This is a genomic window from Tenggerimyces flavus, from assembly GCF_016907715.1.
GTDB lineage: Bacteria > Actinomycetota > Actinomycetes > Propionibacteriales > Actinopolymorphaceae > Tenggerimyces > Tenggerimyces flavus.
The window spans coordinates 2,656,337-2,675,464 of sequence record NZ_JAFBCM010000001.1 but is presented as its reverse complement, the minus strand read 5'-3'; the positions used below and the strand labels follow the sequence as shown (position 1 = coordinate 2,675,464).

The 19,128-nt window shown below is 67.0% G+C and carries 33 protein-coding genes and 1 pseudogene; 2 read left to right on the top strand and 32 right to left on the bottom strand.

Annotation, left to right across the window (positions count from 1 at the left end; genetic code table 11):
- Positions 1–59 precede the first annotated feature (59 nt).
- The 8 genes from rplQ to JOD67_RS12550 all read right to left on the bottom strand — a co-directional run bounded on the left by rplQ (position 60) and on the right by JOD67_RS12550 (position 4,560).
- Positions 60–743, bottom strand: coding sequence for a 50S ribosomal protein L17, sunset domain variant (rplQ, locus tag JOD67_RS12585; RefSeq protein ID WP_205117624.1), 684 nt, complete (start codon positions 741–743; stop codon positions 60–62).
- Positions 744–858: 115 nt separating this feature from the next.
- The gene (locus JOD67_RS12580; RefSeq protein ID WP_205117623.1) at positions 859–1,872 is read right to left on the bottom strand and encodes a DNA-directed RNA polymerase subunit alpha; all 1,014 of its coding nucleotides are present in this window, start codon (positions 1,870–1,872) and stop codon (positions 859–861) included.
- A gap of 68 nt (positions 1,873–1,940) precedes the next feature.
- The gene (gene rpsD, locus JOD67_RS12575; RefSeq protein WP_205117622.1) at positions 1,941–2,549 is read right to left on the bottom strand and encodes a 30S ribosomal protein S4; all 609 of its coding nucleotides are present in this window, start codon (positions 2,547–2,549) and stop codon (positions 1,941–1,943) included.
- 19 nt (positions 2,550–2,568) lie between these two features.
- Positions 2,569–2,973 (bottom strand): 30S ribosomal protein S11, encoded by a 405-nt coding sequence (rpsK, locus tag JOD67_RS12570; protein WP_205117621.1) that lies wholly within the window; start codon positions 2,971–2,973, stop codon positions 2,569–2,571.
- Positions 2,974–3,009: 36 nt separating this feature from the next.
- Positions 3,010–3,390 carry a 30S ribosomal protein S13 gene (gene rpsM, locus JOD67_RS12565; RefSeq protein WP_205117620.1) on the bottom strand — a complete coding sequence of 127 codons (381 nt, stop codon included), beginning with the start codon at positions 3,388–3,390 and terminating at the stop codon, positions 3,010–3,012.
- A gap of 169 nt (positions 3,391–3,559) precedes the next feature.
- Positions 3,560–3,673 carry a 50S ribosomal protein L36 gene (gene rpmJ, locus JOD67_RS12560; RefSeq protein WP_020575560.1) on the bottom strand — a complete coding sequence of 38 codons (114 nt, stop codon included), beginning with the start codon at positions 3,671–3,673 and terminating at the stop codon, positions 3,560–3,562.
- Between the two features lie 29 nt (positions 3,674–3,702).
- Complete coding sequence (gene infA / locus JOD67_RS12555; protein ID WP_205117619.1) at positions 3,703–3,924, bottom strand: translation initiation factor IF-1; 222 nt, start codon at positions 3,922–3,924, stop codon at positions 3,703–3,705.
- Between the two features lie 225 nt (positions 3,925–4,149).
- Entirely contained in the window at positions 4,150–4,560 is a 411-nt protein-coding gene (locus JOD67_RS12550; RefSeq protein ID WP_205117618.1) for a DUF1707 SHOCT-like domain-containing protein, read from the bottom strand.
- A gap of 237 nt (positions 4,561–4,797) precedes the next feature.
- Here JOD67_RS12550 and JOD67_RS42360 point away from each other — a divergent pair.
- Both JOD67_RS42360 and JOD67_RS12545 read left to right on the top strand, forming a co-directional pair.
- Positions 4,798–4,899: pseudogene (locus JOD67_RS42360) on the top strand (hypothetical protein); the annotation flags it as partial.
- Between the two features lie 139 nt (positions 4,900–5,038).
- Positions 5,039–6,028 (top strand): integrase core domain-containing protein, encoded by a 990-nt coding sequence (locus JOD67_RS12545; RefSeq protein WP_239553820.1) that lies wholly within the window; start codon positions 5,039–5,041, stop codon positions 6,026–6,028.
- 147 nt (positions 6,029–6,175) lie between these two features.
- On the opposite strand, the gene map is transcribed toward JOD67_RS12545, so the two are convergent.
- The 24 genes from map to rpsJ form a co-directional block, all read right to left on the bottom strand.
- Complete coding sequence (map, locus tag JOD67_RS12540; protein WP_239554786.1) at positions 6,176–6,940, bottom strand: type I methionyl aminopeptidase; 765 nt, start codon at positions 6,938–6,940, stop codon at positions 6,176–6,178.
- Positions 6,941–7,004: 64 nt separating this feature from the next.
- Positions 7,005–7,568 carry an adenylate kinase gene (locus JOD67_RS12535; protein ID WP_205117616.1) on the bottom strand — a complete coding sequence of 188 codons (564 nt, stop codon included), beginning with the start codon at positions 7,566–7,568 and terminating at the stop codon, positions 7,005–7,007.
- A complete protein-coding gene (gene secY / locus JOD67_RS12530; RefSeq protein ID WP_205117615.1) occupies positions 7,568–8,866 on the bottom strand; it encodes a preprotein translocase subunit SecY in 1,299 nt (432 codons plus the stop codon). The genes JOD67_RS12535 and secY overlap by 1 nt, the downstream gene beginning before the upstream one ends.
- 182 nt (positions 8,867–9,048) lie before the next feature.
- Positions 9,049–9,540, bottom strand: coding sequence for a 50S ribosomal protein L15 (gene rplO / locus JOD67_RS12525; protein ID WP_205117614.1), 492 nt, complete (start codon positions 9,538–9,540; stop codon positions 9,049–9,051).
- A gap of 2 nt (positions 9,541–9,542) precedes the next feature.
- Positions 9,543–9,728 (bottom strand): 50S ribosomal protein L30, encoded by a 186-nt coding sequence (gene rpmD / locus JOD67_RS12520; RefSeq protein ID WP_205117613.1) that lies wholly within the window; start codon positions 9,726–9,728, stop codon positions 9,543–9,545.
- Positions 9,728–10,327: a 30S ribosomal protein S5 gene (rpsE, locus tag JOD67_RS12515; RefSeq protein WP_205117612.1), complete on the bottom strand. Its 600-nt coding sequence runs from the start codon at positions 10,325–10,327 to the stop codon at positions 9,728–9,730. The genes rpmD and rpsE overlap by 1 nt, the downstream gene beginning before the upstream one ends.
- 28 nt (positions 10,328–10,355) lie before the next feature.
- Positions 10,356–10,739, bottom strand: a complete 384-nt coding sequence (rplR, locus tag JOD67_RS12510; protein ID WP_205117611.1) for a 50S ribosomal protein L18 — start codon at positions 10,737–10,739, stop codon at positions 10,356–10,358.
- A 2-nt stretch (positions 10,740–10,741) separates the two neighbouring features.
- On the bottom strand, positions 10,742–11,281 hold the full coding sequence (gene rplF, locus JOD67_RS12505) for a 50S ribosomal protein L6 (protein WP_205117610.1): 540 nt from the start codon (positions 11,279–11,281) through the stop codon (positions 10,742–10,744).
- 25 nt (positions 11,282–11,306) lie between these two features.
- On the bottom strand, positions 11,307–11,714 hold the full coding sequence (gene rpsH, locus JOD67_RS12500; RefSeq protein WP_205117609.1) for a 30S ribosomal protein S8: 408 nt from the start codon (positions 11,712–11,714) through the stop codon (positions 11,307–11,309).
- Between the two features lie 69 nt (positions 11,715–11,783).
- Positions 11,784–11,969 (bottom strand): type Z 30S ribosomal protein S14, encoded by a 186-nt coding sequence (locus JOD67_RS12495; RefSeq protein ID WP_205117608.1) that lies wholly within the window; start codon positions 11,967–11,969, stop codon positions 11,784–11,786.
- 27 nt (positions 11,970–11,996) lie between these two features.
- Positions 11,997–12,584: a 50S ribosomal protein L5 gene (gene rplE / locus JOD67_RS12490; protein ID WP_205117607.1), complete on the bottom strand. Its 588-nt coding sequence runs from the start codon at positions 12,582–12,584 to the stop codon at positions 11,997–11,999.
- Positions 12,584–12,964, bottom strand: a complete 381-nt coding sequence (rplX, locus tag JOD67_RS12485; RefSeq protein ID WP_205117606.1) for a 50S ribosomal protein L24 — start codon at positions 12,962–12,964, stop codon at positions 12,584–12,586. Before rplX ends, rplE begins: the two co-directional genes overlap by 1 nt.
- A gap of 2 nt (positions 12,965–12,966) precedes the next feature.
- Entirely contained in the window at positions 12,967–13,338 is a 372-nt protein-coding gene (gene rplN, locus JOD67_RS12480; protein ID WP_205117605.1) for a 50S ribosomal protein L14, read from the bottom strand.
- A gap of 54 nt (positions 13,339–13,392) precedes the next feature.
- Positions 13,393–13,695, bottom strand: a complete 303-nt coding sequence (gene rpsQ / locus JOD67_RS12475; RefSeq protein WP_205117604.1) for a 30S ribosomal protein S17 — start codon at positions 13,693–13,695, stop codon at positions 13,393–13,395.
- Positions 13,692–13,937: a 50S ribosomal protein L29 gene (gene rpmC / locus JOD67_RS12470; protein WP_205117603.1), complete on the bottom strand. Its 246-nt coding sequence runs from the start codon at positions 13,935–13,937 to the stop codon at positions 13,692–13,694. The genes rpsQ and rpmC overlap by 4 nt, the downstream gene beginning before the upstream one ends.
- Positions 13,937–14,356 carry a 50S ribosomal protein L16 gene (rplP, locus tag JOD67_RS12465; protein ID WP_205117602.1) on the bottom strand — a complete coding sequence of 140 codons (420 nt, stop codon included), beginning with the start codon at positions 14,354–14,356 and terminating at the stop codon, positions 13,937–13,939. Before rplP ends, rpmC begins: the two co-directional genes overlap by 1 nt.
- Before the next feature lie 3 nt (positions 14,357–14,359).
- Positions 14,360–15,268, bottom strand: coding sequence for a 30S ribosomal protein S3 (rpsC, locus tag JOD67_RS12460; RefSeq protein ID WP_205117601.1), 909 nt, complete (start codon positions 15,266–15,268; stop codon positions 14,360–14,362).
- The gene (rplV, locus tag JOD67_RS12455; RefSeq protein WP_205117600.1) at positions 15,268–15,699 is read right to left on the bottom strand and encodes a 50S ribosomal protein L22; all 432 of its coding nucleotides are present in this window, start codon (positions 15,697–15,699) and stop codon (positions 15,268–15,270) included. Before rplV ends, rpsC begins: the two co-directional genes overlap by 1 nt.
- Positions 15,700–15,722: 23 nt before the next feature.
- Complete coding sequence (gene rpsS / locus JOD67_RS12450) at positions 15,723–16,004, bottom strand: 30S ribosomal protein S19 (RefSeq protein WP_205117599.1); 282 nt, start codon at positions 16,002–16,004, stop codon at positions 15,723–15,725.
- Between the two features lie 13 nt (positions 16,005–16,017).
- On the bottom strand, positions 16,018–16,851 hold the full coding sequence (gene rplB, locus JOD67_RS12445) for a 50S ribosomal protein L2 (RefSeq protein ID WP_205117598.1): 834 nt from the start codon (positions 16,849–16,851) through the stop codon (positions 16,018–16,020).
- Between the two features lie 11 nt (positions 16,852–16,862).
- Positions 16,863–17,168 (bottom strand): 50S ribosomal protein L23, encoded by a 306-nt coding sequence (rplW, locus tag JOD67_RS12440; RefSeq protein WP_205117597.1) that lies wholly within the window; start codon positions 17,166–17,168, stop codon positions 16,863–16,865.
- A complete protein-coding gene (gene rplD / locus JOD67_RS12435; protein ID WP_205117596.1) occupies positions 17,165–18,010 on the bottom strand; it encodes a 50S ribosomal protein L4 in 846 nt (281 codons plus the stop codon). The genes rplW and rplD overlap by 4 nt, the downstream gene beginning before the upstream one ends.
- Positions 18,007–18,672 carry a 50S ribosomal protein L3 gene (rplC, locus tag JOD67_RS12430; RefSeq protein WP_205117595.1) on the bottom strand — a complete coding sequence of 222 codons (666 nt, stop codon included), beginning with the start codon at positions 18,670–18,672 and terminating at the stop codon, positions 18,007–18,009. The genes rplD and rplC overlap by 4 nt, the downstream gene beginning before the upstream one ends.
- A 13-nt stretch (positions 18,673–18,685) precedes the next feature.
- Positions 18,686–18,994 (bottom strand): 30S ribosomal protein S10, encoded by a 309-nt coding sequence (gene rpsJ / locus JOD67_RS12425; RefSeq protein WP_205117594.1) that lies wholly within the window; start codon positions 18,992–18,994, stop codon positions 18,686–18,688.
- Positions 18,995–19,128 lie beyond the last annotated feature (134 nt).

Sequence of the window (19,128 nt, the reverse complement as noted above, 5' to 3'; positions counted from 1 at the left end):
ACGAACGAGCCCGCCGCCCTCAGTGGGGGCGGCGGGCTCGTTCGGGTGCTGAGACTCGGTCAGGACTCGTCGTCCGACGTCTCGCCGGCCTTGTCGAAGCCGGCAGCCTTCGCGTCGTCCTCGGTCTTGAAGTAGACCTCGGCGTGGGTCTGCTCGTACCACTGGCCGTCGGGCGTGTGGTACTTGCGCGAGTCGGCGTTGCCCTTGATCGCGTACTCCGGGTCGGGCGAGGTGCCGTCCTCGTTCGCGTCGATCGACCCCGCGCCGTACGGGCCGTCCGGCTCGGCGTCGGCGGTGTCGTCGGCCTTGGCCTCCGGCGCCTTCTCCGCGGGCTTCGACTCCGCCGTCTTGGCCGCCGGTGCCGGAGCGGTGGTCGCCGCGGCCTCGAGCGCCTCGACCAGCTCGATCACCGCGAGCGGGGCGTTGTCGCCCTTGCGCGGGCCGAGCTTGGTGATGCGGGTGTAGCCGCCGGGACGGTTCGCGAACTGCGGGCCGAGCTCGGCGAACAGCTTGTGCACGATGTCCTTGTTGCGGATCACCGCGTGCACCTGGCGACGCGAGTGCAGGTCGCCGCGCTTGGCCTTGGTGATCAGCCGCTCGGCGAACGGGCGCAGCCGCCGGGCCTTCGTCTCGGTCGTGGTGATCCGGTTGTGCTCGAACAGCGAGGTGGCGAGGTTCGCCAGCATCAACCGCTCGTGCGCCGGGCTACCGCCGAGGCGGGGACCCTTGGTGGGCCTGGGCATGTGGTGCTCCTTCCTGCGCCGGCCGTGTCAGGTACCGGCGTCAGCGCCGCTCCCGTTCGCGAACGAAGCGGGAGCGGCTGACGGGCGATTCGGCAGTAGCGCCGGATCGATGTGACTAGTACTGCTCGGTCTCGGCGTACGACTCTTCGTCGTCGTCGAAGTTGTCGACCGCGGTGCTCGGGTCGAACCCGGGCGCGCTGTCCTTGAGCGACAGGCCCATGCCGGCGAGCTTCTGCTTGACCTCGTCGATCGACTTGGCCCCGAAGTTCCTTATATCCAGCAGGTCCTGCTCGCTGCGGGAGATCAGCTCACCCACGGTGTGGATGCCCTCGCGCTTGAGGCAGTTGTACGAACGCACGGTGAGGTTGAGGTCCTCGACCGGCAGCGCCAGATCGGCGGCCAGCTGCGCGTCGACCGGCGACGGGCCGATGTCGATGCCCTCGGCGTCGACGTTCAGCTCGCGGGCCAGGCCGAACAGCTCGACCAGCGTCTTGCCGGCGGACGCCACCGCGTCGCGCGGGCGCATCGACGGCTTGGTCTCGACGTCGACGATCAGCCGGTCGAAGTCCGTACGCTGCTCGACACGCGTCGCCTCGACCTTGTACGTGACCTTGAGCACCGGCGAGTAGATCGAGTCGACCGGGATCCGGCCGATCTCGGCGTCGGAGCGCTTGTTCTGTACGGCGGAGACGTAGCCACGGCCACGCTCGACGACGAGCTCCATCTCGAGCTTGCCCTTGCCGTTCAGCGTCGCGATGTTCAGCTCGGGGTTGTGCACCTCGACACCGGCCGGCGGCGCGATGTCGGCGGCGGTCACGTCACCGGGGCCTTGCTTGCGCAGGTACATCGTGACGGGCTCGTCGTGCTCGCTGGAGACCACGAGCTCCTTGAGGTTCAGCACGACCTCGGTGACGTCTTCCTTGACGCCCGGGATCGTGGAGAACTCGTGCAGCACGCCGTCGATCTTGACGCTGGTGACAGCCGCGCCGGGGATCGAGGAGAGCAGCGTCCGGCGCATCGAGTTGCCGAGCGTGTAGCCGAAGCCCGGCTCCAGCGGCTCGAGCACGAAGCGCGACCGGAAGTCGGAGACGACTTCCTCGGACAGGGTGGGACGTTGTGCGATGAGCATCTTCTGTTTCCTTTCCTCGCGACGTCCGCCATATGACGTCGGCGATGAGGACTACTTCTTCGAGTGTCTCAGACCTTCGAGTAGTACTCGACGATCAGCTGTTCTTGGATCGGAACGTCGATCTGCTGACGGACCGGCATGGAGTGCACCAGGACTCGCAGGCTGCCCGAGAGCACCTCGAGCCAGCCGGGAACGGGGCGCTCGCCGTGCGAGGCCAGTGCGACCTGGAACGGGAGCATCTCGCGCGACTTCGGGCGGATGTCGATGACGTCGTGCGGGCTCACGTGGAAGCTCGGCACGTTGACCTTCTTCCCGTTCACCAGGAAGTGGGCGTGCACGACGAGCTGGCGGGCCTGCCGACGCGTACGGGCGATGCCCGCGCGGTAGATCACGTTGTCGAGGCGGGTCTCCAGCAGCTGCAGGAGGTTGTCACCCGACTTGCCGGGGCGACGGATCGCCTCTTCGTAGTAGCGCTTGAACTGCTTCTCCAGCACGCCGTACGAGAAGCGAGCCTTCTGCTTCTCGATCAGCTGGACGCGGTACTCCGACTCCTTGGCCCGGCCGCGGCCGTGCTGGCCGGGCGGGTAGGGACGGCGCTCGAAAGCCTTGTCGCCGCCGACGAGGTCGATGCCGAGCCGGCGGGACTTCTTGGTCATGGGACCGGTGTAACGGGCCATTGTCGATACTCCTTCGGGCTCAGACCCGGCGCCGCTTGGGCGGGCGGCAGCCGTTGTGGGGCACGGGGGTGACGTCCTGGATCGTTCCGACCTCGAGGCCCGTGGCCGTGAGGGAACGGATCGCGGTCTCGCGGCCGGAGCCCGGTCCGCGAACGTAGACGTCGACCTTCTTCATGCCGTGCTCCATCGCCCGGCGAGCGGCCGCCTCCGCGCACATCTGCGCGGCGAACGGCGTGGACTTGCGCGAGCCCTTGAACCCGACCGTGCCCGAGCTGGCCCAGGCGATCACCGCACCCGAGGGGTCGGTGATCGTCACGATCGTGTTGTTGAACGTGCTCTTGACGTGCGCGTGGCCGAACGAGATGTTCTTCTTCTCCTTGCGGCGCACCTTCTTGGCGGCCGAGGCCCTCTTCTGGGGAGGCATGTGGTGTCTTTACTCCAGTCGACTTGAGATCGAGGACTACTTCTTGCCGGGCTTCTTCTTGCCGGCAACGGTCTTGCGCGGGCCCTTGCGGGAGCGCGCGTTCGTCCGGGTGCGCTGACCACGGACAGGAAGGCCACGGCGATGCCGAATGCCCTCGTAGCAGCCGATCTCGATCTTGCGGCGGATGTCGGCCTGGACCTCGCGGCGGAGGTCACCCTCGATCTGGTAGTTGGCGTCGATCCAGTCGCGGAGCTTGACGAGCTCTTCGTCACCCAGCTCGTGCACGCGGAGGTCGGGGTTGACACCCGTGGCCTCGAGCGTGGCGTGGGCGCGGGTGCGTCCGATGCCGAAGATGTAGGTGAGCGCGATCTCGATGCGCTTGTCGCGCGGGAGATCGACGCCTACAAGTCTTGCCATGTGGGGGCGCTTTCCTTTCGCTGGCGGAGGTGTCGTACGCGCCGCATCTCGGCCTGCCCTGAGTCGCTTTCGTTCCGACTCGGCCGAGCCCCAGCCTCCGGTCCGGGGGTAACACTCCGCTGTGGTGCTGGTGCGGAATGAGCGGTCGCGTTGCTCGTGTGGATCTGCTCTAGCCCTGGCGCTGCTTGTGGCGAGGGTTCTCGCAGATCACCATGACCCGGCCGTGACGGCGGATCACCTTGCACTTGTCACAGATCTTCTTGACGCTCGGCTGAACCTTCATCAGTCTTCTTTCGGGCGCGAGGCTTGCACTTAGCGGTAGCGGTAGACGATCCGGCCGCGGCTCAAGTCGTAGGGCGACAGCTCCACCACCACCCGGTCCTCGGGAAGGATCCGGATGTAGTGCTGGCGCATCTTGCCACTGATGTGGGCGAGAACTTTGTGCCCGTTCGCGAGCTCCACGCGGAACATCGCATTGGGCAGGGCTTCGACGACGGAGCCCTCGATCTCGATGACGCCTTCCTTCTTCGCCATATCCTCCGCACTTCGCCTGGTTCGGAACCTTGTGCCACGGGACTACCTGTTGCCCGTCCCGCGGAATTTCGATGATTCCCGCCCCCGCGTCGAACGCGGTCAGCCGCTGGGCAGGATCCAAGGTGGCTCAAACCTGAGCCAGCGAGTTAGTGTACGTCACTTAGGCACAAGATGCCCAATCGGCCCCCCTGCTCTCACGCCTGGGGGCCTTGTGGCGGGGTGCCGCTACCGGGCGGCCTTGCGGATCAGCGTGACGGTCAGCAGGACCGCGCCCCAGGGGCCGGCCACCCAGATCGGCCAGAAGTACTCGGCGTTGCCGTTCCCGAGCGAGACCAGCAGCCAGATCATCACGTTCAGGGAGACCGCGCAGGCCCAGATCGTCCACAGCACCCGCATCGCCTTGCCGTCCTTCTTCGACGGCGCCGGGGCGGGAGCGGTGGCCTTGACGATCTCGGGCGTCTGGTGCGTACGCATCACCGGAATGTCGCGGACCAGCGGCTCGATCTCGCCGTACGTCTGCGCCTGATAGAGCGCATCGAGGCGGTCGTTGAACTCCTCGATCGAGAGCCGCCCCTCGCCATGGGCGTCTCGCAACCGGGCGGCGATCTTCTCCCGGTCGCCGTCTGACGCTCGCATCTGTGGTCCGTAGGGCACGAAGTAAGTGTGCCTCGTGGGCCGGCCAGTGACCATCGGGGTAACCCCCCGTCGACCCGGGGGTTACCCGGACAGCGGCCGCGCGCCCGCCCGCTCGCTCGCGAGGTTTGAATGAAGGGCACCTTTGTCCTGGTTCAGGACATCGGAATGGGGTGTCTCAGGTCATCGGTATAGCGTGTCGCGGGTCTTCGGAATGGCCGGCGGCGCACAGGCTGCGCCATGTCGACGCGTCGCCTTGTCATCACCGCTGTTCTGGCTGGTCAGTCCCAGTCGGAGGTCGCCCGCCTTTACAGGGTCTCCCAGGGCTGGATCAGCCGGCTCATGGGTCGCTACCGAGTCGAGGGCGAGGCCGCGTTCGAGCCGCGCTCGCGGGCTCCGAAGACGAGCCCTGGGGCGACCCCACCCCAGACCGTTGAGTTGGTCCTCGAGCTCCGCAAGAAGCTCACCGAGGCCGGTCTGGATGCTGGCGCCGACACCATCGGCCGACACCATCGGCTGGCACCTGCGGCACCATCACCAGGTCATGGTGTCGCGGGCGACGATCAACCGGGTCCTGGGCCGGGCGGGCGCGGTCACACCAGAACCGTCCAAGCGCCCGAAGAGTTCCTACATCCGCTTCGAAGCCGAGCAGCCGAACGAGTGCTGGCAGTCCGACTTCACCCACTACCGGCTCACTCGCCCAGACGGCACCTCAGGCGCCGACACCGAGATCATCACCTGGCTCGACGACTGCTCCCGCTACGCCTTGTCGGTCACCGTGCACTGGCGGGTCACCGGCCCGATCGTGCTCGCCCGGTTCCGCGAAACCGTTGCAGCGCACGGGATTCCGGCATCCACGTTGACCGACAACGGGATGGTGTTCACCACCCGGTTCTCCGGCGGCAAGGGCGGCCGCAACCACCTCGAACACGCGCTCCGAGAGCTGAACATCACCCAGAAGAACGGCAAACCGAACCACCCGCAGACCCAGGGCAAGGTCGAACGCTTCCAGCAGACGATGAAGAAGTGGCTACACGCCCAACCAGCCCAGCCCACCACCATCACCGAGCTGCAGACCCTCCTCGACGCCTTCGTGGCCGAATACAACCAGCGCCGGCCGCACCGCTCCCTGCCCCACCAGGCCACCCCCGCCACGATCTACACCACTCGACCCAAAGCCACCCCCAGCACCGACCGCAGCACCGACCGCAGCACCGACCGCCACAACCGCGTCCGCCGCGACAAGATCGACAAAGCAGGCAGCGTCACCCTGCGCGTCGCCGGCCAGCTCCGTCACATCGGTATCGGCCGAACCTACGCCCGAACAGGCGTCATCCTGCTCGTCCAAGACCTCCACGTCACCGTCATCAACGCCGCCACTGGAGAAATCCTCCGCGACCTCACCATCGACCCACGCCGCGACTACCAACCCACCAGACGACCACACAGACCAGCACCGACAAAGAACTAGCCCAGACCTACACCCTGCAGGTCCGAGCCATTCCGATGTCCCGAGACATCACAGAATGAAGGGCACCTTCATTCGAACCTATTGAATGAAGGTGCCCTTCATTCAAACGGCGGGGAGCGGGCAGCAGCTGATCGACGGGGAGTGGGGTCAGCGTTCGGGAACAGTGATGCCGAGCTCGGCGAACTTCGCGACCCCGCCGTCGGGTTCGGTCAGGACCCAGGGGCCATCGGGCGTCACTGCCACGGTGTGTTCGCAATGCGCCGCGTACGCGCCGTCGGAAGTCACCACAGTCCAGTCGTCGTCCAGCACGTCCGTCTCCGCCGAACCGAGGCAGATCATCGGCTCGACCGCGACCACCAACCCGGGCACCAGCTTCGCACCACGGCGGCCCTTCCCCGTGTTCGGAACGTCCGGCGCCTGGTGCATCTCGGTGCCGATCCCGTGCCCCACATAGTCCTCGACCACGCTGTACGCCCCGGAAGCCGCGACCGTCGACGAGACGGCCTGGGTGATGTCACCAATCCGGTGACCCTCCACCACGGCCGCGAGCCCAGCCCACAAGGCCGACTCACACGCAGCGGCCAGGGCAACCAAAGAGGCGTCGACAGCACCCACGGGCACCGTGATGGCCGCGTCGCCGTGCCAGCCGTCGACGATCGCGCCGCAGTCGATCGAGATCAGGTCCCCGGCGCGCAGCACCCGCGGGCCAGGGATCCCGTGCACCACCTCGTCGTTCACCGACGTACAGATCGACGCGGGAAACCCCTGATAGCCAAGGAACGAAGGCAAAGCCCCCGACGAACGGATGTGCGCCTCCGCCAGAGCGTCCAGCTCCAACGTCGTCACCCCAGGCGCAACGGACGAACGCAGCAACGAAAGCGTCGAGGCCACGACCAGCCCAGCAGCACGCATGGAGCGCACCTGGGCAGGCGTCTTGTACTGGATCTTGCGATCGAAGAACACCAACGAACCCAGCTCAGCCGGTCTGGTGCAGAGCGGCGAGCACCCGCTGGGTGACGTCCTCGACCTCGCCCATGCCGTTCACGAGCACCAACAGCCCGCGCTGGGCGTAGATGTCGAGCAACGGCTCAGTCTGCTCGGAGTACACCTCGAGCCGGCGCCGGATCACGTGCTCGGCGTCGTCGGACCGGCCGTCGGACTCCGCCCGGCCGGTGAGCCGCTTGACCAGCTCGTCCTGGTCGACGTGCAGGACGAGTACCCGGTCCAGCGTGGTGCCCTCGTCGGCGAGGATCTTGTCCAGAGCCTCGACCTGGGCGACCGTCCGCGGGTATCCGTCCAGCAGGAAGCCCTCGGTCAGCTCGTCCAGCCGAGCCCGGACCATGCCGTTGGTGATCTCGTCCGGCACGTACTCGCCGGCGTCGAGGTAGCGCTTGGCCTCGCGGCCGAGCATCGTGCCCGCCTCGACGTTCTTGCGGAAGATGTCCCCGGTGGAGATCGAGGGCACACTCAGTCCGTCGGCGACAGCCTTGGCCTGAGTGCCCTTCCCTGCACCCGGCGGCCCCATGATGAGGAGCCGCATCAACGCAGGAACCCTTCGTAGTGCCGTTGCTGCAGCTGGCTCTCGATCTGCTTCACGGTGTCCAGACCGACACCCACCATGATCAGGATCGACGTGCCACCGAACGGGAAGTTCTGGTTGGCGTCGATCAGCACCAGCGCGATCAGCGGGATCAGCGACACCAGGCCCAGGTAGGTCGCGCCCGGGGCGGTGATGCGGGAGAGCACGTACTGCAGGTAGTCCTCGGTCGGCTTGCCGGCCCGGATGCCCGGGATGAAGCCGCCGTACTTCTTCATGTTGTCGGCGACGTCCTTCGGGTTGAACGTGATGCCCACGTAGAAGTACGTGAACGCCACGATCAGCAGGAAGTACCCGACCATGTAGAGCGGGTGGTCGCCGCGGGTGATGTTGTCGCTGATCCAGGTCGCCCAGCCCGCGGTGGGGTTGAACTGCGCCGCCAGCACCGGCAGATAGAGCAACGAGGAGGCGAAGATCACCGGGATGACGCCGGCCTGGTTGACCTTCAGCGGGATGTACGTGGAGCTGCCGCCCATCGCGCGCCGGCCGACCATGCGCTTGGCGTACTGCACCGGGACCCGGCGCTGCGCCTGCTCGACGAAGATGACCGCCGCCATGATCACGAGGCCGATGGCGAGGGTGATGATGAACGTCCCCCAGCCCTTCTGCACCCGGATCTGCCAGAGCGCGGACGGGAACGACGCCACGATCGAGGTGAAGATCAGGATCGACATGCCGTTGCCGACACCGCGGTCGGTGATGAGCTCGCCGAACCACATGATCACTGCCGTACCAGCCGTGATCGTGATCACCATCGTGATGATGGTGAACAGGCCCTCGTCGGGGATCAGGTCCTCGTTGCAGCCCTGGAACAGCTGGCCGGGCGTACGGGCCAGCGCCACGATCGTGGTGGCCTGCAGGATCGCGAGGCCGATCGTGAGGTACCGGGTGTACTGGGTGATCTTCTGGGTGCCGGAGTGGCCCTCCTTCTTGAGGGCCTCCAAGCGCGGGATCACCACGGTCAGCAGCTGGATGATGATGCTCGCCGTGATGTACGGCATGATTGTCAGCGCGAAGACCGACAGCTGGAGCAACGCTCCGCCGGAGAACAGGTTGAGCATCCCGTAGACCGAGTTGCCCTGTTGCAGTGCCGGCTGCAGACACCGCTGGACAGCCTCGGAGTCAACGCCAGGCGTAGGAAGTACCGAGCCGACCCGGAACAGCGCGATGATGAACAGCGTGAAGAGCAGCTTCTTCCGCAGGTCCGGCGTCTTGAACGCGTTGACGAACGCGGTGAGCACCAAAGCCTCCTGCGTGCCGCCGTTGCTGGCGGGTCGTCGGTGAACAGAGAATGTCGTAGTCCGGCGAATCCCGACTCAGCTGCTGCGGCGTCCCCGGCGTACCCAGGGACTTTAACGCACCAGCTTGCGGTCTGACGCCGGAAGGGCGGCCCGGATGGCCGGGCACGCCCTCCCGTTCAGTTTTACAGCTTGGTGACCGAGCCGCCAGCCGCCTCGATCTTCTCGGTTGCGCTCTTGGAGAACGCGTGCGCGCTGACCTGCAGCGCGACGCCGATCTCGCCGTAGCCGAGAACCTTCACCGGGGCGGTGTCACGTACGGCGCCCTTGGCGATCAGGTCGGCGACAGTGACCTCGCCGCCCTGGGGGAAGAGCGAGTTCAGCTTGTCCAGGTTGACGACCTGGAACTCGACGCGGAACGGGTTCTTGAACCCCTTCAGCTTCGGGATCCGCATGTGCAACGGCATCTGGCCACCCTCGAAAGCGGCGGGGATGTTGTTGCGCGCCTTGGAGCCCTTCGTACCGCGGCCAGCGGTCTTGCCGCCGTGGCCGCCCTCACCGCGTCCGACCCGCCGCTTCGCCTTCTTGGCGCCGGGGGCGGGGCGCAGGTGATGGACCTTGAGCGGCGTGCCGCCCGAGGTCTCTTCACGTGCTTCAACGGTCTTCGTGTCTGCCATCGTCAGTCGACCTCCTCGACCGCGACGAGGTGGGACACCGTCGCGATCATTCCCCTGATCTCGGGGCGGTCCTCCTTGACCACTACGTCGTGCAGGCGCTTGAGCCCGAGCGAACGCAGGGTGTCCCGCTGGTTCTGCTTACAACCGATCTGTGAACGCACCTGGCGCACCTTGAGCCGGGTCGACATCACGTACTCACTCCTGCTCGGGCCCGCAGCAGCGCCGCCGGAGCGACGTGCTCGACGGGCAGTCCACGGCGCAGAGCGACCTGCTCGGGCGACTCCAGAGCCCGCAGAGCCGTCTCGGTGGCGTGCACGATGTTGATCGCGTTCGACGAGCCGAGCGACTTGCTCAGAACGTCGTGGATGCCGGCACACTCCAGGACCGCGCGCACCGGGCCGCCGGCGATGACGCCGGTACCAGGCGAGGCGGGACGCAGCATGACGACGCCCGCGGCCTTCTCGCCCTGCACGGGGTGCGGGATCGTGCCCTGGATGCGCGGCACCTTGAAGAAATGCTTCTTGGCCTCTTCGACACCCTTGGCGATCGCCGCGGGCACCTCCTTGGCCTTGCCGTAGCCGACACCGACGGTGCCGTCGCCGTCACCGACGACGACCAGAGCGGTGAAGCTGAACCGGCGGCCGCCCTTGACGACCTTGGCGACGCGGTTGATGGAGACGACGCGCTCGATGAACGCGGTCTTCTCCGCGACGGACCCGCCCCGACGATCGTCCCGGCGGTCCCGGCGCTCACCAGTGCCGCTGCCGCGGCGTTGTTGCGGTGGCATATGGGGTTACCTCTCCTTTATCGATGCGTCAGAAATCGAGTCCGCCCTCGCGGGCGGCATCGGCGAGCGCCGCGAGGCGCCCGGTGTACTTGTTCCCGGCCCGGTCGAAGACGACCGCGTCGATCCCGGCCGCCTTGGCCCGCTCGGCGACGAGCTGACCGACCCGCGTGGACTGGGCGGTCTTGGCGTCGGACGAAGCGCGGAGCTCCGCCTCCATCGTGGAGGCCGAGACGAGCGTACGACCGGCGACGTCGTCGACCACCTGGGCGAAGACGTGACGGGCGGAACGGGTGACGACGAGGCGCGGGCGCTCGGCCGTACCGAACAGCTTCTTGCGGACCCGAAGCTGACGACGCAGCCGGGACCGAGTCTTGGTGTTCGTCGACCTGTGAGTCGCGAGACTGGTGGCCATCTCTACTTACCAGCCTTTCCGACCTTGCGGCGGATGTGCTCGCCCGCGTAGCGGATGCCCTTGCCCTTGTACGGCTCGGGCTTGCGAAGCTTGCGGATGTTGGCAGCGGTCTCGCCGACCAGCTGCTTGTCGATCCCCGACACGGAGAACTTGGTCGCCGTCTCGACCGCGAACGTGATGCCCTCGGGGGCGTCGACCGTGATCGAGTGGCTGTAGCCGAGTGAGAACTCGAGCTGCGTCGGTCCCTTGGGGACGACGCGGTAACCGACGCCGACGATCTCGAGCTTGCGCTCGTAGCCCTCGGTCACGCCCGTCACCATGTTGGAGACCAGCGTGCGGCTGAGCCCGTGCAGTTCCTTGCTCTTGCGCTCCTCGTCGGGCCGCTTGACCTCGAGGGTGCCGTTGTCGGCGACCACCTTGATCGGCTCGGCCACGACGTGCGACAGCGTGCCCTTCGGTCCCTTGACCGTGACAGCCTGGCCGTCGATCTTGACGTCGACACCGGACGGCACGGGAATGGGGAGCTTGCCAATACGCGACATGTGAGTACGTCCTCCTCCCGTTCCGTCACCAGACGTAAGCGACGACTTCGCCGCCTACGCCACGCTTGCCAGCTTGCTTGTCGGTCAGCAGACCCTGCGACGTCGAGATGATCGCCACCCCGAGTCCGCCCAGAACCTTCGGCAGCCCCGTCGACTTCGCGTACACCCGCAGCCCCGGCTTCGAGATCCGCCGGATACCGGCGATCGACCGCTCCCGGTTCGGGCCGAAGCGCAGCTCGAGAACGAGGCTCTTGCCCGCCGCTCCCGGCGCCGGCTCCTCGACGCGCCAGCCCGCGATGTAGCCCTCCTGCTGGAGGATCTCCGCGACGCCTGCCTTCAGCTTGCTGAACGGCATCACAGTGGCGTCGTGGTACGCCTGGTTGGCGTTACGCAGACGGGTCAACATGTCTGCGATCGGATCGGTCATGCTCATGTGTGAGGCTGCCTTCCCGCCGCGGTTTCCCACCTGGGGTGGGACCTTCGGCGTGTTAAAAGGTGTCGGTTACCAAGAGCTCTTGGTGATGCCGGGGAGCTCGCCGCGGTGTGCCATCTCGCGCAGGCAGATTCGGCACAGGCCGAACTTGCGGTACACCGCACGAGGGCGGCCACACCGCTGGCAGCGCGTATAGCCACGCACGTTGAACTTCGGCTTCGCCTTGGCCTTGATGACAAGGGCGGTCTTCGCCACGTCAGGTCTCTCCTTCGATACCCGGGACTACCGGGGCTCCGCGAAGGGGAACCCGAGCTGCCGAAGCAACTCACGCCCCTCCTCGTCGTTCTTGGCACTCGTCACGACCGTGATGTCCATGCCGCGGGACCGGTCGATCCTGTCCGGGTCGATCTCGTGGAACATGACCTGCTCGGTGAGACCGAACGTGTAGTTGCCACGGCCGTCGAACTGCTTCGGCGACAGGCCGCGGAAGTCGCGGATACGGGGCAGTGCGAGCGACACCAGCCGGTCGAGGAACTCCCACATCCGGTCGCCGCGCAGCGTCACGTGCGCGCCGATCGGCATGCCCTCGCGAAGCTTGAACTGCGCGATGGACTTGCGGGCCTTCGTCACCGACGGCTTCTGACCGGTGATGCCGGTGAGGTCCTTCACCGCGCCGTCGATCAGCTTGGAGTCGCGAGCGGCCTCGCCCACGCCCATGTTGACCACGACCTTGGTGAGACCGGGCACCTGCATCGGGTTCGCGAACCCGAACTTCTCACGCAGGGCGGGAATGATCTCCTCGCGGTACCGGGTCTTGAACCGCGGCGGCGCGGTGCGAGTTTCAGGCTGCGCGTCGGTGGTAGCCGTCATCAGATCTCCTCGCCGGTCTTCGTCGCGATGCGCACATTGCGATAACCGGTGTACGTGGTGCCGTCCGCGCGCGTCTTCTCGACCTCACGGCGCTCGTAGCCGACGCGGGTCGGCACCTTCTTGCCTTCGACCTCGACCAGCAAGGTGACGTTCGAGACCGGAATCGAGGCCTCCTGCGTCACGATGCCGCCGGTCGTACCCTGACGACCGCTGGCCTGGACGACCTTGGTGTGCCGCTTGACGCGGTTGGCGCCTTCGACGAACACGCGAGAGCGTGTCGTGTCGACGCTGATCACCTTGCCTTCGACGCCGCGGTCCCGGCCTGCGAGGACCCGGACGACGTCGCCCTTCTTGATGTGCAGGGACTTCACCCGTGCCATGCTCACAACACCTCCGGGGCGAGCGAGATGATCCGCATGAACCGCTTCTCGCGCAGCTCGCGTCCGACGGGTCCGAAGATGCGGGTGCCACGGGGCTCGTTGTCGTTGCCGCGCAGCAACACCGCGGCGTTCTCATCGAACTTGATGTACGAGCCATCCGGGCGGCGGCGTTCCTTCACCGTGCGGACGATGACCGCCTTGACGACCTCGCCCTTCTTCACGTTGCCGCCGGGGATCGCGTCCTTGACGGTCGCGACGATGACGTCTCCGATTCCCGCGTAGCGCCGGCCAGAGCCACCGAGCACGCGGATGCAGAGAATCTCCTTCGCACCCGTGTTGTCGGCGACCTTGAGTCGCGACTCCTGCTGGATCACCTTAGTTCTCCCATGTCCAACGACCTGCTCAGCAAGTGAGCGGATCGGCAGTCGTTACTTGGCCTTCTCGAGGATCTCGACGATGCGCCAACGCTTGGTGGCGGACAGCGGACGGGTCTCCATCAGGAGCACCCGGTCGCCGACACCGCACTCGTTGGCCTCGTCGTGCGCCTTGAGTCGGTGAGTACGCCGCATGACCTTGCCGTAGAGGGCGTGCTTCACACGGTCCTCGACTACGACGACAACGGTCTTGTCCATCTTGTCGCTCACCACGAGGCCCTCACGGGTCTTGCGGAAGCCACGCTTGTCGGTGTCCGCCACAGCGGTCGCCGTCGTTACTTCTTCGTTAGCGCTCATGCGGCACCCTCCGTCGTCTCAGCGGTCGGCGCGGTCGTGATGCCGAGCTCGCGCTCGCGCATCACCGTGTAGATCCGCGCGATCTCCCGGCGGACGATCTTGAGCCGGCCGTGGCTCTCGAGCTGGCCGGTCGCCGCCTGGAAGCGGAGGTTGAACAGCTCCTCCTTGGCTTCCTTCAGCTTGTCGACGAGCTCGAGCTCCTCGAGGTTGCGGAGCTCGGTGGCCTTCGAAACCGTTGCCATCACAAGTCACCCGCCTCTCTCTTCACGAACCTGCACTTCATAGGAAGTTTGTGGATCGCGCGCCGCAAAGCTTCGCGGGCGATCCCCTCCGGCACGCCGGAGAGCTCGAACATCACGCGGCCAGCCTTCACGTTCGCGATCCACCACTCGGGCGAACCCTTACCGGAACCCATCCGGGTCTCGGCCGGCTTCTTGGTCAGCGGGCGGTCGGGGAAGATGTTGATCCACACCTTTCCGCCACGCTTGATGTGCCGGGTCATCGCGATACGCGCGGACTCGATCTGCCGGTTGGTGACGAAGTGGCCTTCCAGTGCCTGGATGCCGTAGTCACCGAACGCCAGCGTCGTACCGCCCTTGGCCATGCCGCCACGCTTGGGCGTGTGCTGCTTGCGGTGCTTGAACCGCCGCGGGATCAGCACGCGTCAGCCCTCCTGTCCTGCGCTCGGGGCCTCGGTTGCCGCCGGAGCCGGAGCCTGTGCCTGGGGCTGCTGAGCGCCGGCGTTGTCGCCACCGCCGCGCTGACCACCCTGGCCACCACCCTGACCGCCCTGACCGCCGCGACCACCGCGGTCGCCACCACGGCCACCGCCGCCGCCACCACGGCCGCCGCGACCACCGCGGTCGCCACGGTCACGGTCGCCGCCGCTCGGACGGCGCTGCGCGTTGGCGCGGGCCTCGGCCTGCAGCTTCTCGCGCTCGGCCCGGGACACCGGAACCTCGCCCTTGTAGATCCAGACCTTCACGCCGACGCGGCCGAAGGTCGTACGGGCCTCGTAGAAGCCGTAGTCGATGTCGGCACGCAGCGTGTGCAGCGGCACCCGACCCTCGCGGTAGAACTCCGAGCGCGACATCTCCGCGCCACCGAGTCGTCCCGAGCACTGGATCCGGATACCGAGCGCGCCGGCCTTCTGGGCGCTCTGCATGCCCTTACGCATGGCGCGGCGGAACGCGACCCGACTCGCCAGCTGCTCGGCCACGGCCTGAGCGACGAGCTGCGCGTCGACCTCGGGGTTCTTCACCTCGAGGATGTTCAGCTGCACCTGCTTCTCGGTGAGCTTCTCCAGGTCCGCGCGGATACGGTCGGCCTCCGCACCACGGCGGCCGATGACGATGCCCGGACGCGCGGTGTGGATGTCGACGCGGACCCGGTCCCGGGTGCGCTCGATCTCGACCTTGGAGATGCCGGCCCGCTCCATGCCCTTGGTGAGCAGGCGGCGGATCGACACGTCCTCGCCGACGTAGTCCTTGTAGAGCTTGTCGGCGTACCAACGGCTCTTGTGGTCGGTCGTGATACCCAGCCGGAACCCGTGCGGGTTGACCTTCTGTCCCACTACCGGGCCCTCCTGTTCGCTTGCGCCTTCTTGGCCGGTGCCTTCTTGGCGGTCTTCTTGGCCGCCTTGGTGTCGGCCTCAGGCTCCTCGACCGGCTCCACGATCACGGTGATGTGGCAACCACGCTTGTGGATCGGGGTGACCCGACCCTGCGCGCGAGGACGCCAGCGCTTGAGCGTCCCGCCCTCGTCGACGAACGCGATGGCCACGCGGAGCGCGCCCGCGTCGAGCTGGAGGTTGTGCTCGGCGTTGGCCACCGCACTCTCCAGCACCTTGCGTACGGGCTCACTCGCGGCCTGCGGCGCGAACCGCAGGATCGCGACCGCATCCTCGGTCGGCAGACCTCGAATGAGGTCGACGACCCGACGGGCCTTGGTCGGCGACACACGTACGTGCCGCGCGACCGCCCGTGCCTGGACGGGGGCTTCCATGACGTCACTCCCAGTTGTCGCGGTCACCGGCGCCGGCTCCTACGGTCGTCCTTCTCGTGACCGCGGAAGGTCCGAGTCGGGGCGAACTCGCCGAGCTTGTGGCCGACCATCGCCTCGGTCACGAAGACCGGAACGTGCTTGCGACCGTCGTGCACCGCGATCGTGTGGCCCAGCATGGCCGGCACGATCATCGAGCGTCGGGACCAGGTCTTGATGACCTGCTTGGTCCCCTTGTCGTTCTGGACCACCACCTTTTTGATCAGGTGGCCGTCCACGAAGGGGCCCTTCTTGAGGCTACGTGGCATCTTTCAAGGCTCCTTAGCGGTGCTTACCAGAGCGGCGGCGACGAATGATGAGCCGATCACTGGGCTTCGACTTGCGGGTGCGGACCTCGGGCTTGCCCCACGGCGACACCGGGTGCCGACCACCGGACGACTTGCCCTCACCGCCACCGAGCGGGTGGTCGACGGGGTTCATCGCCACACCACGCACGGACGGGCGCTTGCCCTTCCAGCGGTTCCGGCCGGCCTTGCCGATCGAGATGTTGCTCTGCTCGGCGTTGCCGACCTCACCGACGGTCGCGCGGCACCGTACGTCGACCATGCGCTGCTCGCCTGAGGGCATCCGCAGCGTGGCCATCGAGCCCTCGCGCGCCTGCAGCTGCACCGACGCACCGGCGGACCGGGCGATCTTGGCGCCACCGCCGGGCCGCATCTCGATCGCGTGGATCGTGGTGCCGACCGGGATGTTGCGCAGCGGCAGGTTGTTGCCGGGCTTGATGTCCGCGCTCGGGCCGTTCTCGATCTGCTGTCCCTGCTTCAGGCTCGCGGGCGCCAGGATGTAGCGCTTCTCGCCGTCGGCGTAGTGCAGCAGCGCGATGTTCGCCGTGCGGTTGGGGTCGTACTCGATCTCCGCGACCTTGGCCGGCACGCCGTCCTTGTCGTACCGCTTGAAGTCGATCAGCCGGTACGCGCGCTTGTGACCGCCACCTTGGTGACGCGTCGTGATCTTGCCGGAGTTGTTCCGGCCGCCCTTCTTCGCCAACGGGCGCAGCAGCGACTTCTCCGGGGTCGAACGCGTGAGCTCGGCGAAGTCCGAGACGCTCGCGCCACGACGACCCGGGGTCGTCGGCTTGTACTTACGGATAGCCATTCGTCAGTCCCCTAGCTCACTGGTCCGCCGAAGATGTCGATCCGCTGCCCGTCCTGGACGGTCACGATCGCCCGCTTGGTGCTCTTGCGCGTCCCCGTTCCGAACCGCGTGCGGCGCTTCTTGCCCTGCCGGTTGAGGGTGTTCACGTCGGTGACCTTGACGTTGAACACCTTCTCGACCGCGATCTTGATCTCGGTCTTGTTGGCATCGGGGTGCACGAGGAACGTGTACTTGTTCTGGTCGAGGAGGCCGTAGCTCTTCTCGCTGATCACCGGCGCGAGGAGGACGTCGCGGTGGTCCTTGTGAATGGCGCTCACTCGTCACCCTCCTCTTCTTTCTCAGCCGGCTTGTCAGCGGTCTTCTTCGCCGCAGCCTTCTTGGCGGTCTTCTTAGCTGCTGCGGCCTTCTTCGCCGGCGCAGCCTCGACCATCGTCGCGTCGGTCTCGCCACCCTCTTCGGGATCGGAGTCCGCGGTCTTCTTGGCCGCTGCCTTCTTCGCGGCGGCCTTCTTGGCCGGCGCTGCCTTCTCGGCGACGACCTCGATGCCGGAGAACTCCTGGAACGCCGCCGCGGTGAACACCACGTCGTCGGACGTCAACACGTCGTAGGTGTTGAGCTGGTCCGGAACGATCAGGTGCACGTTCGGGACGTTCCGCAGGCTCTTCCAGCCCAACTCGTCGTCGCGGTCCAGCACCACCAGCACGTGGCGGCGGGACGTGATCGCGGCGATCGCGGCAGCGGCGGCCTTGGTCGACGGGAGCTCCGTGCCGACCAGTCCGGTCACCACGTGCACCCGGCCGTTGCGAGCCCGGTCCGACAGGGCGCCGCGGAGCGCGGCGGCCTTCATCTTCTTGGGGGTCCGCTGGTCGTACGAGCGCGGCGACGGGCCGTGCACCACACCACCGCCGGCGAACTGCGGCGCACGCCGCGAGCCCTGCCGGGCGCGGCCGGTGCCCTTCTGCCGGTACGGCTTCGCGCCACCGCCGCGGACCTGGCCGCGGGTCTTGGTGGACGCCGTCCCCTGGCGGGCCGCGGCCTGCTGGCCGACGACCACCTGGTGGATCAGCGGGATGTTCACCTGGACGTCGAAGATCTCGTCCGGGAGGTCCACGGAGCCGGCCTTGGCGCCGGTCTCGTTCAGTACGTCGACGCTGGTCACTTGGCCACCACCTTCGCGGCGTTGCGGATGAGGACGACCGAGCCACGCGCGCCGGGGACGGCGCCGCGGAGCAGGATCAGGCCCTTGTCGACGTCGACCGCGTGCACCTTCACGTTCTGCGTGGTGACGCGCTCGCCGCCCATCCGGCCGGCCATCTTCTGACCGCGGAACACGCGGCCCGGAGTGGCGCAGGCGCCGATGGAGCCCGGCGAACGGTGCTTGCGCTCGACGCCGTGGCTCGCGCGCAGACCGTGGAAGCCGTGCCGCTTCATGACGCCGGCGAAACCCTGGCCCTTGCTCTGCCCGGTGACGTCGACGATCTGGCCGGCCTCGAACACCTCAGCGGTGAGCTCCTGACCGGTCGTGTACTCCGACGCGTCGGGAGTACGCAGCTCGATCACGTGCCGCCGCGGCGTCACGCCCGCCTTCGCGAAGTGCCCCGAGTCGGGCTTGTTGACCTTGCGGGGGTCGATCGCGCCGAACGCGATCTGCACACCCGAGTAGCCGTCGGTGTCCGGCGTACGGACCTGCGTCACGACGCAGGGTCCGGCCTGGACCACGGTGACCGGGATGAGCTTGTTCTGCTCGTCCCAGAGCTGGGTCATGCCGAGCTTCTCGCCCAGCAGGCCGCGCTGCTTGCGGCCCTCTTTCACGGTGCTCATCAGTAACAGTCCCTCAGAGCTTGATCTCGATGTCGACACCGGCAGGCAGGTCGAGACGCATGAGCGAGTCGACTGTCTTCGGCGTCGGGTCGATGATGTCGATGAGCCGCTTGTGGGTCCGCATCTCGAAGTGCTCGCGGCTGTCCTTGTACTTGTGCGGCGACTTGATCACGCAGAAGACGTTCTTCTCGGTGGGCAGCGGAACCGGCCCGGCGATCTTGGCGCCCGTACGCGTCACCGTCTCGACGATCTTCTTCGCCGAGCTGTCGATGACCTCGTGGTCGTAGGCCTTGAGCCTGATGCGGATCTTCTGTCCCGCCATGTCCTTCTCTCCTACGCTCGGGCCTGTTCGCCCGTTGCGGCCAATGCGTCCTGTCCGTGCCATTCCGCCGACCCCCGCGGTCGGGTGTGTCGCGTACTCGAACCGCATGGATCCCTTGGTTTTCTGGATCCGGT

What these genes read in the sequence shown, in the direction of transcription:
- rplQ (WP_205117624.1), bottom strand. Translation starts at nt 743, where the DNA reads ATGCCCAGGCCCACCAAGGGTCCCCGCCTCGGCGGTAGCCCGGCGCAC.
- JOD67_RS12580 (WP_205117623.1), bottom strand. Translation starts at nt 1,872, where the DNA reads ATGCTCATCGCACAACGTCCCACCCTGTCCGAGGAAGTCGTCTCCGAC.
- rpsD (WP_205117622.1), bottom strand. Translation starts at nt 2,549, where the DNA reads ATGGCCCGTTACACCGGTCCCATGACCAAGAAGTCCCGCCGGCTCGGC.
- rpsK (WP_205117621.1), bottom strand. Translation starts at nt 2,973, where the DNA reads ATGCCTCCCCAGAAGAGGGCCTCGGCCGCCAAGAAGGTGCGCCGCAAG.
- rpsM (WP_205117620.1), bottom strand. Translation starts at nt 3,390, where the DNA reads ATGGCAAGACTTGTAGGCGTCGATCTCCCGCGCGACAAGCGCATCGAG.
- rpmJ (WP_020575560.1), bottom strand. Translation starts at nt 3,673, where the DNA reads ATGAAGGTTCAGCCGAGCGTCAAGAAGATCTGTGACAAGTGCAAGGTG.
- infA (WP_205117619.1), bottom strand. Translation starts at nt 3,924, where the DNA reads ATGGCGAAGAAGGAAGGCGTCATCGAGATCGAGGGCTCCGTCGTCGAA.
- JOD67_RS12550 (WP_205117618.1), bottom strand. Translation starts at nt 4,560, where the DNA reads ATGCGAGCGTCAGACGGCGACCGGGAGAAGATCGCCGCCCGGTTGCGA.
- JOD67_RS12545 (WP_239553820.1), top strand. Translation starts at nt 5,039, where the DNA reads ATGCTGGCGCCGACACCATCGGCCGACACCATCGGCTGGCACCTGCGG.
- map (WP_239554786.1), bottom strand. Translation starts at nt 6,940, where the DNA reads ATGCGTGCTGCTGGGCTGGTCGTGGCCTCGACGCTTTCGTTGCTGCGT.
- JOD67_RS12535 (WP_205117616.1), bottom strand. Translation starts at nt 7,568, where the DNA reads ATGCGGCTCCTCATCATGGGGCCGCCGGGTGCAGGGAAGGGCACTCAG.
- rplO (WP_205117614.1), bottom strand. Translation starts at nt 9,540, where the DNA reads ATGGCAGACACGAAGACCGTTGAAGCACGTGAAGAGACCTCGGGCGGC.
- rpmD (WP_205117613.1), bottom strand. Translation starts at nt 9,728, where the DNA reads ATGTCGACCCGGCTCAAGGTGCGCCAGGTGCGTTCACAGATCGGTTGT.
- rpsE (WP_205117612.1), bottom strand. Translation starts at nt 10,327, where the DNA reads ATGCCACCGCAACAACGCCGCGGCAGCGGCACTGGTGAGCGCCGGGAC.
- rplR (WP_205117611.1), bottom strand. Translation starts at nt 10,739, where the DNA reads ATGGCCACCAGTCTCGCGACTCACAGGTCGACGAACACCAAGACTCGG.
- rplF (WP_205117610.1), bottom strand. Translation starts at nt 11,281, where the DNA reads ATGTCGCGTATTGGCAAGCTCCCCATTCCCGTGCCGTCCGGTGTCGAC.
- rpsH (WP_205117609.1), bottom strand. Translation starts at nt 11,714, where the DNA reads ATGAGCATGACCGATCCGATCGCAGACATGTTGACCCGTCTGCGTAAC.
- rplE (WP_205117607.1), bottom strand. Translation starts at nt 12,584, where the DNA reads ATGACGGCTACCACCGACGCGCAGCCTGAAACTCGCACCGCGCCGCCG.
- rplX (WP_205117606.1), bottom strand. Translation starts at nt 12,964, where the DNA reads ATGGCACGGGTGAAGTCCCTGCACATCAAGAAGGGCGACGTCGTCCGG.
- rpsQ (WP_205117604.1), bottom strand. Translation starts at nt 13,695, where the DNA reads ATGAGCGCTAACGAAGAAGTAACGACGGCGACCGCTGTGGCGGACACC.
- rpmC (WP_205117603.1), bottom strand. Translation starts at nt 13,937, where the DNA reads ATGGCAACGGTTTCGAAGGCCACCGAGCTCCGCAACCTCGAGGAGCTC.
- rplV (WP_205117600.1), bottom strand. Translation starts at nt 15,699, where the DNA reads ATGGAAGCCCCCGTCCAGGCACGGGCGGTCGCGCGGCACGTACGTGTG.
- rpsS (WP_205117599.1), bottom strand. Translation starts at nt 16,004, where the DNA reads ATGCCACGTAGCCTCAAGAAGGGCCCCTTCGTGGACGGCCACCTGATC.
- rplB (WP_205117598.1), bottom strand. Translation starts at nt 16,851, where the DNA reads ATGGCTATCCGTAAGTACAAGCCGACGACCCCGGGTCGTCGTGGCGCG.
- rplC (WP_205117595.1), bottom strand. Translation starts at nt 18,672, where the DNA reads ATGAGCACCGTGAAAGAGGGCCGCAAGCAGCGCGGCCTGCTGGGCGAG.
- rpsJ (WP_205117594.1), bottom strand. Translation starts at nt 18,994, where the DNA reads ATGGCGGGACAGAAGATCCGCATCAGGCTCAAGGCCTACGACCACGAG.